At 60.8% G+C, this 2,944-nt stretch carries 3 protein-coding genes; all 3 read left to right on the top strand.

Annotation, left to right across the window (positions count from 1 at the left end; translation table 11 throughout):
* Positions 1 to 422 precede the first annotated feature (422 nt).
* Positions 423 to 794, top strand: coding sequence for a 30S ribosomal protein S12 (rpsL, locus tag EN939_RS27955; protein ID WP_006333356.1), 372 nt, complete (start codon positions 423 to 425; stop codon positions 792 to 794).
* A gap of 76 nt (positions 795 to 870) precedes the next feature.
* A complete protein-coding gene (gene rpsG, locus EN939_RS27950; protein ID WP_008875664.1) occupies positions 871 to 1,341 on the top strand; it encodes a 30S ribosomal protein S7 in 471 nt (156 codons plus the stop codon).
* Between the two features lie 29 nt (positions 1,342 to 1,370).
* A partial coding sequence (gene fusA / locus EN939_RS27945; RefSeq protein WP_127270942.1) for an elongation factor G occupies positions 1,371 to 2,944 on the top strand: 1,574 nt, incomplete at its 3' end.

Here is a 2,944-nt window from a genome sequence, read left to right as displayed (position 1 = left end):
AGGCCGCGCAACAGCGCAAACCCATTCACTTTGCCTGAAGGCTTGTCACTTTCTTCCTCGCTCTTGCAAAAATGCGAAAGAAAATTACATGCGGTTTTCGCATGGCTGCCAAGCCTTGGTCGGCGCGCAATATTTGATGCTCCGGGCTTGACGGTCCGCGGTCTTACGAGTAGAAGCCGCCCAGTCAGAACCGATGTGAGGCTCTCCCTTCCGAAGCGACACGCTTTGGAGTTTGCCTCAAACAGGGTTCGTTTTACGAGCGAAAAGACATTTCCGGCGTGCACGAAGCGGCTTCCGCTTCCTCTGCCTTTTGTTCGGGCAAGACCGCGAGGCGCGGCTTATGGCCCGAATTTGCGTATGGAAATGACGCTTTGAGCGGCCCTGACCGGGCGAGACACGGAATTGAGAGACAAGAGGGTTTAATGCCTACCGTCAACCAGCTGATCCGCAAGCCGCGCATTGCGCCGGTGAAGCGCAACAAGGTCCCGGCCATGCAGCAGAACCCGCAGAAGCGGGGCGTCTGCACGCGCGTCTATACAACGACGCCGAAGAAGCCGAACTCGGCGCTGCGCAAGGTGGCCAAGATCCGCCTGACCAATGGTTTTGAAGTGATCGGGTACATCCCCGGCGAAGGCCACAACCTTCAGGAACACTCCGTGGTGATGATCCGCGGCGGCCGCGTCAAGGATCTTCCGGGCGTTCGCTACCACATCATCCGCGGCGTGCTCGACACGCAGGGTGTGAAGAACCGCAAGCAGCGCCGTTCGAAGTACGGCGCCAAGCGTCCGAAGTAAGGGGCGTCCGAAGTAAGATTTTCCGGCCTTGGCGCTCCTTGGGTGCGTCGGGTTATGAGATTGAGAGACAAAAACCATGTCGCGTCGTCACAGTGCAGAAAAGCGTGAGATCAATCCGGACCCGAAGTTCGGCGATCTGATCGTCACCAAGTTCATGAACGCCGTCATGTATGACGGCAAGAAGTCGGTCGCCGAGACCATCGTCTACGGCGCGCTCGACCAGGTTCAGTCGAAGACCAAGCAGGAGCCGGTCACCGTCTTCCATCAGGCGCTCGACAATGTCGCGCCGCATGTTGAAGTGCGTTCGCGTCGTGTCGGTGGCGCCACCTACCAGGTTCCGGTCGACGTGCGCCCCGAGCGCCGCCAGGCATTGGCCATTCGCTGGCTGATCGCTGCGGCCCGCAATCGCAATGAGACCACGATGGTCGACCGCCTCTCCGGCGAGCTGATGGATGCGGCCAACAACCGCGGCACGGCTGTCAAGAAGCGTGAAGACACCCACAAGATGGCTGAAGCCAACCGCGCTTTCGCGCACTACCGCTGGTAAAGCGCGAACGAGACTGAGAGGCAGCTACGATGGCCCGCGAATACAAAATCGAAGACTACCGCAATTTCGGTATCATGGCGCATATTGACGCCGGCAAGACGACGACCACCGAGCGCGTCCTCTACTACACGGGCAAGTCGCACAAGATCGGCGAAGTCCACGACGGCGCTGCCACCATGGATTGGATGGAGCAGGAGCAGGAGCGCGGCATCACGATCACCTCCGCCGCGACCACGACCTTCTGGAAGGCTCGTGACGGCAAGATGCACCGCTTCAACATCATCGACACCCCCGGCCACGTCGACTTCACCATCGAAGTCGAGCGTTCGCTGCGCGTGCTCGACGGCGCCATCGCGCTGCTCGATGCCAATGCCGGCGTTGAGCCGCAGACCGAGACCGTCTGGCGCCAGGCCGACAAGTACCGCGTTCCGCGCATGATCTTCTGCAACAAGATGGACAAGATCGGCGCCGACTTCTACCGCTCGGTCGAGATGATCGGTTCGCGCCTCGGTGCGCATGCCGTTGTCATGCAGCTGCCGATCGGCGCCGAGACCGAGTTCAAGGGCGTCGTCGACCTCGTCGAGATGAACGCGCTTGTCTGGCGCGACGAGACGCTGGGCGCTGCCTGGGATGTTGTCGAGATCCCGGACGACCTCAAGGCTCGTGCCGAAGAATACCGCGAGAAGATGATCGAGGCCGCCGTCGAGATGGACGAGACGGCGCTTGAGAATTACCTCGAAGGCAAGATGCCGTCGAATGACGAGATCCGCGCGCTGATCCGCAAGGGCACCATCGCGGTCAAGTTCTACCCGATGTTCTGTGGCTCGGCCTTTAAGAACAAGGGCGTGCAGCCGCTGCTCGACGCCGTCGTCGAATATCTGCCGTCGCCGGCCGATGTTCCCGCCATCAAGGGTGTCGATGCCAAGACCGACGCCGAGATCGAGCGTCACGCCGACGACAACGAGCCTCTGTCGATGCTCGCCTTCAAGATCATGAACGACCCGTTCGTCGGTTCGCTGACCTTTGCCCGCATCTATTCGGGCAGGCTCACCAAGGGCATCTCGGTCGACAACACCGTGAAGGGCAAGAAAGAGCGCATCGGCCGCATGCTGCAGATGCATGCGAACTCGCGCGCCGACGTCGAAGAGGCTTTTGCCGGCGACATCGTTGCTCTTGCCGGTCTCAAGGACACGACCACCGGCGACACGCTGAGCGATCCGCTGCATCCGGTCATTCTCGAGCGCATGGAATTCCCCGATCCGGTCATCCAGATCGCCATCGAGCCGAAGACCAAGAACGACCAGGAAAAGATGGGCCTCGCCCTTCACCGCCTGGCCGCCGAGGATCCGTCCTTCCGTGTCAAGACCGACGAGGAAAGCGGCCAGACCATCATTTCCGGCATGGGCGAACTTCACCTGGACATCATCGTCGACCGTATGCGTCGCGAGTTCAAGGTCGAGGCCAATGTCGGCGCACCGCAGGTGGCTTATCGCGAGACGATCACCCGCAGGCACGAGCAGGACTACACGCACAAGAAGCAGACCGGCGGTACCGGTCAGTTCGCTCGCGTCAAGATCGTCTTCGAGCCGAACCCGGACAGCAG

It is taken from the genome of Mesorhizobium sp. M7A.F.Ca.CA.002.05.1.1, from assembly GCF_003998335.1.
Lineage (GTDB): Bacteria > Pseudomonadota > Alphaproteobacteria > Rhizobiales > Rhizobiaceae > Mesorhizobium.
The sequence above is the reverse complement of the archived record's forward strand: the minus strand, read 5'-3'. Positions and strand labels throughout refer to the sequence as shown.

Coding starts and splice junctions, on each gene's coding strand:
- rpsL (WP_006333356.1), top strand. CDS start 423: ATGCCTACCGTCAACCAGCTGATCCGCAAGCCGCGCATTGCGCCGGTG.
- rpsG (WP_008875664.1), top strand. CDS start 871: ATGTCGCGTCGTCACAGTGCAGAAAAGCGTGAGATCAATCCGGACCCG.